Raw genomic sequence first — 13,997 nt, 5'->3', positions numbered from 1 at the left:
TAAATACTAAAGTAATTCATTTTCCAGAATTATTGTTTTTTTAATATAAAATTTTAGATTTTATGTTATTTAAAAGCTATGCATTGATGAGTTTCTTTTAATTGTAAACTAACGGGTCATAAAAAAACAAAAGGCTTAAAAAAGCCTTTTGCCTATCAATCTAATATGAACGGAACTAGTTTTTAATCACTTTTTTAGAAATTGTCTGTCCGTTTTTTAGTTTTACCTCTACAATGTACAACCCGTTTGGAAAGCCTTGCAGATTGATCTGATTATTGGAGAACTGAACATTTATTCTTTGCCCTACCATATTGGTAACATTTATAACATCAATTAATGAATCTACTTTAATATTAAGAATATCTTTCGTAGGATTCGGATAAATTCCAAGATTTACATATCTTATATCTGATGTTCCTAACGCGGAAGTTTCTTTAAGACATCTTAGGGACTGACCTTGTCCCCTAGGACCTCCTGAACCCGCATTCGCAATCGTTGTCCCTACATAAAGATACTTTCCACCTGAACCTGACACATCAGAGCTCCAGTAATATCCTCTTTGCCCTTCATAAGTAAAAGAGCCATCAATAGGGCTTCTGTTACCAGCCGCAGGAAGTTTAAGTCTGCTGTTAAATGCAGTCGTAGGGTTTGAAATACCTTCTGCACTGACCGCTGTTGTCCAGTCTGCCTGAGTTGGCAATCTCCAACCTTGCCCAATTGCTTTACAAGGATCTACTCCGATTTCTGAAGTAATTGCAGCAATATTTTCTCCTGACCACTTATCAGTCAGTGCATTGGTGCTCCACCAATAATTACTCGTTCCTGAACCGATAATGAATGAAGTAACCCCTGTTAATCCAGAAGGATTATTAACCGAAGGCATAGAAGCAGTAGAAGAATTTCTCACCTGGTGACCATCATCCCATCTTCCCCACTGGAAAAGATCACCATAAGAATTGGTATCCGTCATCGAAGCCGCAACCTGAGTACTTCCTAAATTCTGCTGAAGCCAAACTTTACCATCCTGTCCTCTCACCGTGGTAGAAGAAACCGGTTGTCCTTTGTAGGTGAAGCTTACACAACCTGTATCTCCCGGATTGGCTCCCGGATCTGCATTGTTACAAGCCGGCGTAAGAGAAATTCTCTTTACTCTGACACCACTTTGCGAATAAGTAAGAACCAAAGAGTTATTGACTGCATCATATTGTAAATCATTGTACGTTGCTGTACCATCAGATATGAAATCGCCTCCAAAAGTCGCCCAGGTATTGGTCACAGCGTTATATTCATACACAGTATTTTTTCCTCCATTAATCGCCCAGCCACTTGCTACAACAAATATTTTTCCGGCAGGTGTTACTGCAATAGCTACATTATAAAGGTCATTAGAAATTCCAAAATTCGCATCTCCTACTTGTTCCCAATCTGTTCCATTGAATTTTTTCACATTAAGCTTTCTGTTGTTTGCAGCGTTTGAAGAATAAACAACATAGAGCTTGTTATCTGCTCCTATAGCAATATCCGAAGTTGCATTCACCCCCTCTGTAAAGGTAGTTCCAACTGAAGCACCACCAACTAAAGTCCAAGTATCCGCTGAGGAAGCCGTTAAAGAATTTTCAAATACTTTTACTCCTGATGAATTTTGACATACATATACTTTTCCGTTAGTCCCGATCACCATTTCAGCATTATAAGGGACTCCACCTGCAATTCCTGTAGGACCTACCTGTTCCCATACTCCGTTTACAAAACGTTTCACGGTTCCGGAGTCTACAGATCCGTATGCGAAAAGAGTTCCGTTGGGTGCTACTGCAGAAGCCTGATAATTTGTGGTCGCACTAAATGCATTGGGAAGCTGGCTCCATGCTGTTCCTTCAAATTTTCGAACCTCCATTCCCGAATTCGGATAGGCCCATTGATTGGTGTAATATAACCTTCCTGAAACATCTACAGATAGCGAACTGAATGTTGCGCTTCCTGCCGTAATTCCCGCAGAACCTCCAACATAAGACCAGGATGTTCCATTAAATTTTTGAACAGAGCCTTTTCCCAGCGCTACGTCATAATAGGAAATATAATAATTCCCCTGTACATCAATTGCCAAATTATTGTAGCTTGATGTACCGGAAGAAAGATTTCCCGGTGTTCCTACATCCTGCCATTGCTGAGCAGACAAAGCTCCTGATGCAATGGATAACATTTTTAACCCTAAGCCAATTTTGACCGTTGCAGAGTATAAATTTTTAAACATTTGAATATTTATTTTTATTTATTCTAAATTAATTATACTAAATTTGCGCAAAATTACTTGTATCGGATTAAGTATTGTTATCATTTCCAAACTATTGATAATCATACAATGTATAAAAACAAAAGAGTCATTTTCAAATAATAAATTGAAAAAACGCCATATGAAGAATACTATTAAGGAGGGGCAAATATATTATTCAGAGGAAATCTCTATCCTCCTTTATACCAATTCAAATAAGGAAAATTGTCTTAAATCCAGTTTTGTGGAAGGAAAATCGAGTTTTAATCTTCTTTTTTTGCTGAGTCCTAATATTAATTTAGATGCTCAGGACTGCAGAACTCAATTTTCATTCAAAGAAAATCAATACATTCTGCACTATTCTTCACAAGAGAGTAAAGCAAAGCTTTGGACAGAGAACCAAGAGTCTCTAAAGTACTTGCAGATTCAAATCACATATCAGTATATTTTTAATCTTTTCAACCCTCAAAAAAGTAAAGAGAGTTCGGATATACTTGAACAAATGACAAAAAATAATTTCATTTTCCTACATAAGCAGACTCCTCCTTTAATGACGGTAGAAATGCATATTATTCTTAAAGAGATCATTGAATATTCAAAAAAAGGAATGATACAGAAACTATTTATAGAAGCAAAAATTATTAAACTTTTGATTTTAATTTTTGAGCAGTTTACTGAAAAAGATGATACTGAAAATTCGTCTAAACATCACATCCGCATAAAAAAATATATTGATGAGAATTATCATAAAAATCTGAAGATAAATGAACTAAGCCAGGAACTTGGAATTAATGAAAATAAAATCAGGAAAGAGTTTAAAGAGCATTATCAGTCAACAATTGTAGATTATGTTTCCGAGCTTAGAATGCTGAAGGCAAAAAAGCTTATCATTGATAAAAACATTATGATCAAAGAAATAGCCATAGACTGCGGATATGACTATGTACAGAATTTCTCCAGAGCGTTTAAAAAGAAGTTTGGGATATCTCCTGAAAAACTCAGAAATGGATAAAACAGAAAAACCACTAATAAATTAGTGGTTTTAATATATGTTGTTTTGCTTTGATATTGCTTTTTCAGAATTCAGGTGAAAAAGCAATGACATACAAATTAATGATGTCCGTGACTATCGTGAATAAAAGGACCGTGACCTTTAGGAGAGTTATAAATAACTTCTACTCCTTCTTGCTCGTAAACCATTTTACTTCTAATTTCTTCCGGATCAAAAGGAGCTACTTTACCAAAGTATTCTTTCAAACCTTCAGTCAACCACATTGGAATCACCAATCCGAAAAACATAAAAATACACCAGAATCCTACAAGGAACATTGTAACGAAGTAGATTGTCCAAAGGAACTGATAAAACGGCCAAAATGCTGATAACATCATTTTACTTAATATTTTAGGCAAAAATAGAACTTTTTTCCTTTTCACACAAAAGATATGTGTCCTATTTTATTATTTATTTTGATTTTAAACTAGTCTTTAGAATATCTCTGTTTACTTTTGAACTATTTAAAACAAATCTTGCAATATCTCTCGTTATCTGTGTCGGCGAATGGCAATCACAATTGCTAAAGCCTATAACATAAATATCTTCACTCGGAATATAAACTCCCATAGATTTGAAGCCAAAAATACTTCCTCCATGCTCTCGCGTGGCAATTCCATCAATATCTTTCAAATGCCATCCATACCCATAATTGAATTCATCCCCGTTGTTAAGTTTATATTTTGTAAAAGCTTTTCTAGCGTGTTCAGCATCAAGAATAAGATTTCTATTGATTGCGTCTTGCCATTTCAGCATATCCTGAACTGTAGACATTAAAGATCCTGACGCAAAAGGAACGCTGAAATTAATTATTGTTTTATTCACATAACCATCACTTTTTTGGTGATACCCAAAAGCTCTGTTTTTTATTATTTTTCTATCGGAAGCATAAAACGAATTGTTCATTCCAGCTTTATCAAAGATATTTTTTTTGATAAAATCTTCATATTTTTCACCAGAAATCAATTCAATTAAATATCCAAGCAAAACATATCCTGAATTATTATAATCGAACTTTTCTCCCGGCTTAAAATCAACAGGTTCATTTTTAAAGAAGTCCACCATCATTTTGGGAGACATTTCTTTTTGGGCAATATCGGAAATTGATTTCATTTTTGTAAAATCCTTAATTCCTGAAGTGTGCGTCAATAAATGATGAATAGTAATAGAATTTCCCGAAGGATAATCAGGAATATATTTAGCAACGGGGTCATTTACGCTTAATTTTCCCTGAGATTCAAGAATTAAGATAGAAACCGCTGTAAACTGTTTAGTCATAGAGCCAATCTGGAAAACATTATTTGGCCTCATGTCAACATTCAATTCCAAATTAGCTTTTCCAAAAGCTTTCTCGTAAATAATTTTCCCTTTTCGGAAAACAAAGAAAACTCCGCCCGGAGCATTTTGATCTTTAAATTCTGTTTGTATTATACTGTCAATCTTTGTATTACTTTGAGCAAAGGACAAATCAAAGACAGTTAAGCTAAGAAGAAATGCAAGTAAAATATTTTTCATAATGCTATTTTGTATTGCAAAAATACTCTTTACAAAAGTACCATGCAATACAAAGTAGTATTAATTTTATAAATATCTTTTAAATAATTTTTAATGGGCTAATGCCGCAAAGAAATCATTTCCCTTATCATCTGTAATAATGAATGCTGGGAAGTCTTTTACTTCAATTTTTCGCACAGCTTCCATTCCTAATTCAGGGAAATCTACCACCTCAACAGACAGGATATTGTCTTTTGCCAAAATTGCAGCCGGACCTCCGATCGATCCTAAATAGAACCCTCCATATTTACCGCAGGCATCGGTTACATCCTTACTTCTGTTTCCTTTTGCCAGCATGATCATACTTCCGCCATGACTTTGGAATTCATCCACATACACATCCATTCTTCCCGCAGTGGTAGGTCCGAAACTTCCTGAAGCCATTCCTTCCGGAGTCTTTGCAGGTCCTGCGTAATAAATCGGATGATTTTTGAAATATTCTGGCATTGGTTTCCCACTGTCAATAATTTCTTTGATTTTTGCGTGAGCGATATCTCTTGCTACGATTAACGTTCCGTTTAATTTTAATCTTGTTTTGATTGGATATTTTGAAAGCTCAGCCAAGATTTCAGGCATTGGCTTATTCAAATTAATCTCCACTGCTTCTTCCAAATGTGGCGGAGTATCTGGTAAAAATCTCTTAGGATCCTGCTCCAATTGCTCTAAGAAAATACCTTCTTTTGTAATTTTCCCTTTAATATTTCTGTCCGCTGAACAAGAAACTCCCATTCCGACCGGACAAGAAGCTGCATGACGAGGAAGTCTGATCACTCTTACATCGTGAGTAAGATATTTCCCCCCAAACTGCGCTCCAATAGCACTTTCCTGGCAGATCTTCTGAACTTTCGCTTCCCACTCAAGGTCTCTGAAAGCCTGACCTGCTTCATTTCCTTCTGTCGGAAGATTATCATAATATTTTGCAGATGCTTTTTTCACTGCAGCCAAATTTGCTTCGGCAGAAGTTCCACCGATCACTAAAGCCAAGTGATAAGGCGGACAAGCTGCTGTTCCCAAATCTGAAATTTTTTCTTTGATAAATTCTTCAAGAGACTTTTCGTTCAATAAAGATTTTGTCTTTTGATAAAGGAACGTTTTGTTGGCAGAACCTCCTCCTTTTGTCAAGAATAAGAACTCGTAATAATCTCCTTTCTTAGCATAGATATCAATCTGTGCCGGAAGATTGGAACCTGAATTTTTCTCATCAAACATCGTTAAAGGAACAACCTGAGAATATCTTAAGTTTCTTTTTTGATAGGTATTGTAAATTCCTTTGCTTAAATATTCCCCGTCATCAACTCCCGTATATACATTTTCTCCTTTTTTACCCATTACAATTGCCGTTCCTGTATCCTGGCAAGACGGCAAAGCACCTTCTACCGCAACCGCAGCATTTTGTAATAAATTATAAGCAACGAATCTGTCGTTATCTGTAGCTTCAGGATCATCAATGATTCTTCTCAAACTTTCTAAGTGTGAAGAACGAAGCATGAAAGAAACGTCTGCCATTGCTTCTTCAGCCAATAGTTCAAGACCTTTCGGATCTACTGTCAAAATTTCTCTGTCTCCTAGTTTTTCAACTTTTACATAGTCTGAAGTAAGCTTCTTGTACACCGTATCATCTTTCTGAATCGGATACGGATCCTGATATCTAAATTCCATTTCAATTTTTTATGGATACAAAAATACGGCTTACACAAAAAAACATGAGCAAAATCAGCGACTTAGATTGATATTTATAATGATTATAAATTGCACGGTTTTTCATTATTAAGTAACTTTATACAATGTTATTCTAGCCTAAAAATCACAAAATTTAAAACTAAATAAAAATTTCAATCACAATGAATTACAGAATAGAAAAAGACACCATGGGTGAAGTGCAGGTTCCTGCAGATAAGTTTTGGGGTGCACAAACTGAAAGATCCAGAAATAATTTCAAAATAGGACCCGAAGGCTCTATGCCCCACGAAATTATTGAAGCTTTTGCCTATTTAAAAAAAGCAGCAGCATATGCCAACACCGATTTAGGAGTTCTACCTGCAGAAAAAAGAGATATGATTGCTAAAGTTTGCGAAGAAATCCTGGAAGGAACATTGAATGATCAGTTCCCACTGGTGATCTGGCAAACAGGATCAGGAACACAGTCTAATATGAATGTAAATGAAGTGATCTCTAACAGAGCTCATGTAAACAATGGGGGAACCTTAGGAGAAAAATCGGAAATTCATCCCAATGATGATGTTAATAAGTCTCAGTCTTCTAATGATACTTACCCGACAGCCATGCATATCGCAGCTTATAAAAAAGTAGTTGAAACAACAATTCCGGCAGTTGAAAAATTAAGAGATACTTTAGCTCAGAAATCAGAGGCTTTTAAAGATGTGGTTAAAATCGGAAGAACGCATTTGATGGATGCGACTCCTTTAACTCTAGGACAGGAATTTTCAGGATATGTTGCTCAATTAAATTTCGGAATCAAAGCATTAAAAAACACCTTACCTCATCTTTCTGAGCTTGCTTTGGGTGGAACTGCAGTGGGAACAGGATTAAATACTCCTCAAGGTTATGATGTAAAAGTTGCCGAATATATTTCAAAGTTCACGAATCTTCCTTTTGTAACGGCTGAAAATAAATTTGAAGCTTTGGCTGCTCACGATGCCATTGTAGAGTCTCATGGCGCATTAAAACAATTGGCGGTTTCTTTATATAAAATTGCTCAGGACATCAGATTATTGGCTTCCGGACCACGTTCGGGAATAGGAGAGATTCACATTCCCGAAAACGAACCGGGCTCTTCAATCATGCCGGGAAAAGTAAATCCAACCCAGAATGAAGCGATGACAATGGTTTGTGCGCAGGTCTTAGGAAATGACACGACCATTTCTTTTGCAGGAACTCAGGGAAATTACGAACTGAATGTTTTCAAACCGGTAATGGCCTTCAATTTCTTACAATCTGCACAGCTAATTGCTGATGCATGTATTTCATTTAATGATCACTGCGCAGTGGGAATCGAGCCGAATCACGGAAGAATCAAAGAACTGGTAGATAAATCCTTGATGCTGGTTACTGCTTTAAACACCCACATTGGCTACGAAAATGCTGCAAAAATTGCAAAAACAGCTCATAAGAACGGTACGACCTTAAAAGAAGAGGCCATTAATTTAGGACTTTTAACTGCCGAACAATTCGATGAATGGGTAAAACCAGAAGATATGGTAGGTAGCCTAAAGTAAGAACTCATCATAAACAAAAGCACTCCGCAGAAAATTGCAGAGTGCCTTTGTTTGTTAATATGAATGTTATTATTTATTATTCAATTCTCATACCAAAGATTAATAATTTATATTTATTTTGTATTTGAGCTATCAATTATTAATTTACAATATGTGGTGACGACATTTTTGAACCTTTTACCACCAAAGTGCCGCTCCGAAAACTAACGCTTTATCATTTTCAAAGTTTCCGTTTTTAAAGAAGTTTCCGAAATCTTTTTTAACGAAAATACTGAAATCATTATAAGAGACAGTAAACTGACCTCCGTAAATAAAAGGACTTACCTGATAATTACTTCTGTCTCTGTCACTGATTCCTTCTCCTTTCATAATATTATTGGTTGACATTCTCACCCCTCCATAAACATTAGCCCCTACTTTAAATCCTTTCTGGTAATCCCTGTACTGAATATCCATTCCTGCATTTTTTAATTTAGAGAAATTATACTGAATTCCCAGTGGGACCATAATATATCCTGTTCTCAGTTTACTTTTGCTCAGCCCTTTTTCATAATTGGCCAGATAAATATTGGAGTTGGCATCTTTGGCAACAAACATATTATTATCAAGACTCAATGTTCTCCATGAGAAACCGATACCGGAAATCAATCCCCATGGACTCGTTCTGCTGAACTGGTAATTAAATTTCAATCCAAATTCAAAATTTCCGGCATATCCCAAATTTTTATCTAAAGCATTGTCTGCTTCGCTGTTGGTAAGGTTCATGATTCCATAGGAAATATATCCTGTAAAGTTTTTTGTAGGCCTGAATTTTTTCAACAGCTTTTCTTTTAATTCTTCATTGGAAGTTACATCCGAATTCAGCAAAGAATATCTTACCTGCTTCTGAATAACTCCATCCAAATCAAATCCCAACTCTTCGATTCTCTGGTCTATTTTTTCTGAAAAACGATCTGCTAATACAGATTTTTGCTTATCAAATTCCACTTTATCAAGATTTTTTGCCTGAAGAGTAAGTAATTCCGCTTCCATCGCTTTCTTTTCTTCCTTAATAATCGCATCAATCTTTCTGGCATATTCATCCACTTTTTCCTTTACAATAGGACTTACTTCTGTATCTTCTTTCGGCTGAAGATTGAGCAATGGTTTTCTCTGTGCATATAATGATGTGGAAACAAGACATACGAATCCCATCATGATCATTTTTTTAATCATATTATTAATTTTTAATTGTTAAAATTTAGTATTATCTACCGTTCAGATCAACGGCTGCGACATTGCTTTCTTTTGTTTTTTCGATCACATCCTTATGCTCTACTGAGAAAAGCAAAGTAGCCGGATCTACGTATTTTTTCCTTTTTACCGGAGTTTTCTTAGCATCTTCAGCTTGAGCCACAGTCTTATCTGCAGGAGCAGAAATCTTAGAAACTTCAGGAACGATCACTTGAGCTTCATCTTTTGGATTCTCCTTTTGTATTTGTTCTACTAAAACTTTAGGTGATTGTTGAACTTCATTGATCGCTTTAGCTAAAGGCTCTTTACTTTCCCGAATAACTTCCTCTGCATATACAGGTTCAGCAACTGTACTTTCATTTATCTTTTCAGTTGTTTTTTCCTGTGGAAAAACCTCTTTTACTTTGGTGATCTTACTATTCTGGATATTATTTTTTTCTGAAGAATTTGAGAAAAGCACAAAACCCAAACCGAAAACAAGTATAATACATGCTGCCATCAACACCCAGTTCATTGGGAATTTAGAATGAGGTTTTTCTTTCTGCAATTCTATTTCAGACCAGAGATCTCTTGAAGGAGCAATTTCTCTTTCCTCGATCTGTTTTTTTATCTGGTGTTCCAAATTATCTCTGAATGTGTTCATTTTTCATCGTTTTTTGTTGTTGAAGATAAAGTACTCTCAGCTTCTCTTTTGCCCGAAACAGCTGGGTTTTGCTCACTGCAGTGGAAATTTTCAAGGTATCGGCAATTTCCTGATGCGAATAGCCTTCCAATACATACAGGTTGAAAACCATTCTGTAAGCATCCGGAAGCTGGTCTAAAAGATCCTGAGCACTGAAGTCAAAAATCACTTCCTCTTCAGGAACTTCAATCATAAATGACGGGTTGATATCATCAATATAAAAAACGGTTTTATGGCTTTTTATAAAGTTAAGACACTCGTTTACTACAATTCGCCTTGCCCATCCTTCCAGATTTCCTTCTCCACGGAAGCTTTCAATATGCTTAAAAATTTTGCAAAAAGCTTTAATGACACAGTCTTCCGCCTGATACAAATCGCTGATGTAGCTTTTAGCCACACTCAGAAACTTTTTGACATTCTGCTCATAGAAAACTTTCTGTGCAGCCGGATCCTGTTTCTTGAGGTGGCTGAGCAAATCTTCTTTTTTATTTCCAAATAAAAGCTTCATGAATTATCTGTTTCTATCTTAAAGACAACAAAGTTTTGAAAAGGTTACACAAAAAAACATTTTTTTGAAAAATTTATTCTTTTCTATCATTCTAAACAAAATGAAATGCAGTGAAGAATCCGTTTTAAGTGAGGAGATTCTTCCTTCGTCAGAATGACAAGTCATACTGTTTAATTAAAAAAGACAGAAAAAATCTGTCTCCTTATTTTATCCTGAAAATTCATCCAGCATATCTCTGGTCGGAACAAAGAAAAGCGTTCCAGTCACAGCTGTACTAAAATCTAAAATCCTGTCGTAATTTCCCGGAGGATTCCCAATAAACATATTCGTCAGCATTTTTTTTGTTGTTGAGAATGTATTGGCATAAGAAATAAAATAGGTTCCAAACTCGCCTGTTGAAGGGCTTCCGAATGGCATATTATCTCTGACAATTTTCAGTTCCTCTCCGTTTTCACCTTCAATATTAGCTAGTGCAATGTGAGAGTTTGCAGGCTTAACATCATCCGACATTTCAATATCATTTTCTTTTGATCTTCCTATTACTTTTTCCTGCTCTTTTGTAGAGAGGCTTCTCCAAGCATTCATATTATGAAGATATTTCTGAGTGAAAAGATAACTTCCACCTTTATACTGTGGATCTTCATCTCCGATTTTAGCAAAGAAATCCCGGTCTTCGTTATGCGGGTTTTCGGTTCCGTCTACAAAACCAAGAATTGAGCGGTCGTCCCAATATTTAAATCCATGAATTTCCAAAATGCTTTCCGCAACAGGGGACAATAATTTTGAAATTTCAACTGCCATATCGAAAATAATACTTTTATTATCGGCTCTCAGATGAAAATGAAAATCTCCCGGTGTAGAGACTGCAGTATGCTTTTCTCCTTTTATCTCTTCAAAGCTGGCAAGTTCTTTAGGGAGCGTAGCCGGAAGACCTAGGATATTCCATGCACGATATCCAATTCCGAATACACAGCTTGCTCTGCTGTCCGGAAACCTGTTGAAAACAGAATTATTAAGATTGAGCACCAACGCACACAATTGTTGAAAAACTTCTTTCAGTTTAGGATCATCAGCCAATTTCCAAACCATAAAAATCGTATTGCTGTTTGGATAGTCGGTTACATTTTGGGATTCAGCACCTGCCATTTTTACTATTTTAAATTGAATTATATAATTTCTTCGGCCGGCTTAGATACCTGATCTGCAAAATACTGCTCAAGATCTTTCAGTGTTTCAGGGTTCGTCTGAATGTCTTTTACCAGTTGTCCTTTATTCACCACCACAATTCTGTTGCAGACTTCTGTTGTATGCGAAAGATCATGACTGGAAATAAGAAAAGTCACCCCATCCTGTTTTGATAATTCTTTAATTAAATTTTTAAGTTTAATTTGCGTAGAAGGGTCAAGATTGGCAAAAGGCTCATCCAGAATAATGATTTCAGGATTTCCGATAATTGCGCCAACAATTCCTACCTTTTTCTGGTTTCCCTTTGAAAGATCACGAACGTATTTCCCAGAGTTTAGGATTTCACCATTAAAAAGATCATGAAACTGTTTTAAGAATTCATCTACAGAAGCTTTATTCTGCCCTCTCAATTCTCCGATGAAATAAAAATATTCTTCAGGAGTAAGATATCCGATCAAAAAAGAATCATCTACGAAGGCTGAAACTTTATTTTTCCATGCTTCGGATTCATTTACTTTTATTCCGTCGATACTTACAAAACCTGTTGTTGCCTGAATTAAATCCAGCATTAGGCTGAAGAGTGTCGTCTTTCCCGCTCCGTTATTTCCTACTAAACCAAAAGTTTCGCCATTAGGAATTTCAAGGCTTTCTATATTTAAAACGGTCGCTTTACCGTATGTTTTTGATAAATTATTAATAGTGATCATATTAATCTTTGTTTTTGAATGCTTCTAATGTACTGTATTTTTCTACTTTATAATGTTTCACGATGATATCAAAGATTTTTTCTCGTAATACAAATCCGATCAATCCCATGATCGCCACACTGATAACTCCTGCTGTAATTCCAAAGAAACGCTGCACAATACCAAATACAACCATTGGTAAAAACATTTTCGGAATTAATAAAAGTAAAGCCTTGATATTAAAACTATTTTTCTGACCAAATCTTTTTTCTTTTGAATTCAGATCGATCTGAGTTTTATTAAATGCACCCGACCAAAGGGTAAACTGAGAATTCACCCCAATATTATAAATCCCGGCAGCAAAGAACGTCACATACATTTCCCAGCCGAAATAAGCATAGCAAACCGCCAACACCATAGAAGCTGCTGTTACAATATTCATCAGCCACCATTTTGCCTTTAAATATTCTTTGTAAGGAACATTCAGGGTCATCATAAGCGGATAATACGAGCTATCGAATGCCGGAACTCTCTGCCCGAATAAAAACTGAAAGCCTCCCGTCACAAACAATCCCATAAACATGGTCATCGCCGGAGTTTTATAGATGGGTGAAGAAAACATCAGCATTCCATAAAACAGAAACAGAACACTTCCCAGTAAAATTCCTTTGGTAACCTTGTTTCGCTTCAGCATTTTAATATCATTATTGATAAATGTTCCTATGGCTCCGTATTTATTCAGGAAAGCGATATTTTCTGTCTTACCGACAGCTTTTTTCACTTCCAATCCCTGATCCAGATAGAAGACTTTATGAATATAATTAAAACAAATCTTCCACAAACCAGCAAATAATACAATTGAAATAACTATGAAATAAGGCCTTTCATAAAAATTAAAGAAAAATCTCTCAGAATATTCCAGTACAGGAATAATATTATAATAGGTAAGAACGGCTACTGCGGCAAAAATACATCCTACAATAATTGCTACAGTCTCTTTATCGTTAAAAATGATGTTGATAAAGTTATTCAGATAAAACAACAGGGAAACTCCAACCAACCAGGCTAAAACGCCTATTACATCATATCCGTGGAAAATGGCGATACCCGAAAAAGTAATAAAAAACAGGGAGTTCAGCCAGCTGAAAGCAGACAGAAAAGTCTTACTTACCATGTAGTTGACCAGTGTTTTCTTCGGAATATTTAATGTCAGAAAAGGCTTGATGTTTTGTGTCGGCATTTCCTGCCACAGATATTTCACAATCAAATCGACTGCCCAAATTGCAATTAAAAATTTAGAAACTATCTTTAGAGGATTTCCATGCAAGTCTTCCTGAATATAGAAGAATACGAAGAAAGCTCCTGCAAGCAAACAGACCATAAAATAAAGAATCGCAATAAGGCGGAGAATCTTCATCGCCAAATTGATCCCCAAAGAGGAACCTCGAAAAAAGCTTTTGAATTCTAGTCTCAGAAATTTAAAAAACATAGTTATCTTTTTTACATTAGTAAATATATGGGTAAAAATGTTACAGATTTTGATGAAATAACGTTATTTCATTAAGTTAATCTTTTGTTATATAGGAATGTGAA

12 protein-coding genes are annotated in these 13,997 nt (G+C 35.7%); 2 read left to right on the top strand and 10 right to left on the bottom strand.

The window, feature by feature from the left end; translation table 11 throughout:
• Positions 1-175 precede the first annotated feature (175 nt).
• Positions 176-2,251: a T9SS type A sorting domain-containing protein gene (locus tag MKS83_RS16080; RefSeq protein ID WP_240580433.1), complete on the bottom strand. Its 2,076-nt coding sequence runs from the start codon at positions 2,249-2,251 to the stop codon at positions 176-178.
• 160 nt (positions 2,252-2,411) lie between these two features.
• Between MKS83_RS16080 and MKS83_RS16075 the strand changes: the two genes are divergently transcribed.
• Complete coding sequence (locus tag MKS83_RS16075) at positions 2,412-3,281, top strand: helix-turn-helix domain-containing protein (RefSeq protein ID WP_240580432.1); 870 nt, start codon at positions 2,412-2,414, stop codon at positions 3,279-3,281.
• Between the two features lie 98 nt (positions 3,282-3,379).
• Here the strand turns inward: MKS83_RS16075 and MKS83_RS16070 are convergent, their stop codons facing one another.
• The 3 genes from MKS83_RS16070 to MKS83_RS16060 form a co-directional block, all read right to left on the bottom strand.
• Positions 3,380-3,658 (bottom strand): hypothetical protein, encoded by a 279-nt coding sequence (locus MKS83_RS16070; protein ID WP_039370192.1) that lies wholly within the window; start codon positions 3,656-3,658, stop codon positions 3,380-3,382.
• Positions 3,659-3,731: 73 nt separating this feature from the next.
• Positions 3,732-4,835, bottom strand: coding sequence for a serine hydrolase domain-containing protein (locus MKS83_RS16065; protein ID WP_240580431.1), 1,104 nt, complete (start codon positions 4,833-4,835; stop codon positions 3,732-3,734).
• A gap of 90 nt (positions 4,836-4,925) precedes the next feature.
• Positions 4,926-6,533 (bottom strand): fumarate hydratase, encoded by a 1,608-nt coding sequence (locus MKS83_RS16060; RefSeq protein WP_100377701.1) that lies wholly within the window; start codon positions 6,531-6,533, stop codon positions 4,926-4,928.
• A 182-nt stretch (positions 6,534-6,715) separates the two neighbouring features.
• On the opposite strand from MKS83_RS16060, the gene fumC reads away from it, so the two are divergent.
• Entirely contained in the window at positions 6,716-8,110 is a 1,395-nt protein-coding gene (gene fumC, locus MKS83_RS16055) for a class II fumarate hydratase (RefSeq protein ID WP_240580430.1), read from the top strand.
• Positions 8,111-8,287: 177 nt separating this feature from the next.
• On the opposite strand, the gene MKS83_RS16050 is transcribed toward fumC, so the two are convergent.
• From MKS83_RS16050 to MKS83_RS16025, 6 genes are all read right to left on the bottom strand, one after another.
• Complete coding sequence (locus tag MKS83_RS16050; RefSeq protein ID WP_240580429.1) at positions 8,288-9,325, bottom strand: outer membrane beta-barrel protein; 1,038 nt, start codon at positions 9,323-9,325, stop codon at positions 8,288-8,290.
• Between the two features lie 31 nt (positions 9,326-9,356).
• Positions 9,357-9,986 (bottom strand): hypothetical protein, encoded by a 630-nt coding sequence (locus tag MKS83_RS16045; protein ID WP_240580428.1) that lies wholly within the window; start codon positions 9,984-9,986, stop codon positions 9,357-9,359.
• Positions 9,967-10,533 carry an RNA polymerase sigma factor gene (locus MKS83_RS16040; protein WP_240580427.1) on the bottom strand — a complete coding sequence of 189 codons (567 nt, stop codon included), beginning with the start codon at positions 10,531-10,533 and terminating at the stop codon, positions 9,967-9,969. The genes MKS83_RS16045 and MKS83_RS16040 overlap by 20 nt, the downstream gene beginning before the upstream one ends.
• 207 nt (positions 10,534-10,740) lie before the next feature.
• The gene (locus MKS83_RS16035) at positions 10,741-11,679 is read right to left on the bottom strand and encodes a Dyp-type peroxidase (protein WP_240580426.1); all 939 of its coding nucleotides are present in this window, start codon (positions 11,677-11,679) and stop codon (positions 10,741-10,743) included.
• 20 nt (positions 11,680-11,699) lie between these two features.
• Positions 11,700-12,425 (bottom strand): ABC transporter ATP-binding protein, encoded by a 726-nt coding sequence (locus MKS83_RS16030; RefSeq protein WP_240580425.1) that lies wholly within the window; start codon positions 12,423-12,425, stop codon positions 11,700-11,702.
• A 1-nt stretch (position 12,426) separates the two neighbouring features.
• Complete coding sequence (locus MKS83_RS16025) at positions 12,427-13,893, bottom strand: DUF5687 family protein (RefSeq protein WP_240580424.1); 1,467 nt, start codon at positions 13,891-13,893, stop codon at positions 12,427-12,429.
• Positions 13,894-13,997 lie beyond the last annotated feature (104 nt).

This window comes from Chryseobacterium sp. Y16C, assembly GCF_022488405.1.
Taxonomy (GTDB): domain Bacteria; phylum Bacteroidota; class Bacteroidia; order Flavobacteriales; family Weeksellaceae; genus Chryseobacterium; species Chryseobacterium geocarposphaerae.
This window is presented reverse-complemented; position numbering and strand designations above follow the sequence as displayed.